Genomic DNA, 206 nt, shown 5'->3' with positions numbered 1-206 from the left:
GGAGCGGACGACGGGAATCGAACCCGCGACCCTCGCCTTGGCAAGGCGATGCTCTACCGCTGAGCCACGTCCGCATGCGGTATTAATAATAAATGGCGGAACCGACGGGATACTCTCACTTCGTTCGAGACTGCGAAGCTGATGCTCTCGAAGTGTATGCTCCGACGAACCCAAAAACGGATTCTCATCCCTGAAGCATAATCAAG

The 206-nt window shown here is 54.9% G+C and carries 1 tRNA gene; it reads right to left on the bottom strand.

Annotated elements, in window-relative coordinates:
• Window positions 1-2: 2 nt before the first annotated feature.
• Window positions 3-74, bottom strand: a tRNA-Gly gene (locus tag CHI14_RS29655).
• Window positions 75-206: the final 132 nt, after the last annotated feature.

Origin of the sequence: Paenibacillus sp. 7516 (assembly GCF_002272715.1) — a bacterium.
GTDB lineage: Bacteria > Bacillota > Bacilli > Paenibacillales > Paenibacillaceae > Paenibacillus > Paenibacillus illinoisensis_A.
The sequence above is the reverse complement of the archived record's forward strand: the minus strand, read 5'-3'. Positions and strand labels throughout refer to the sequence as shown.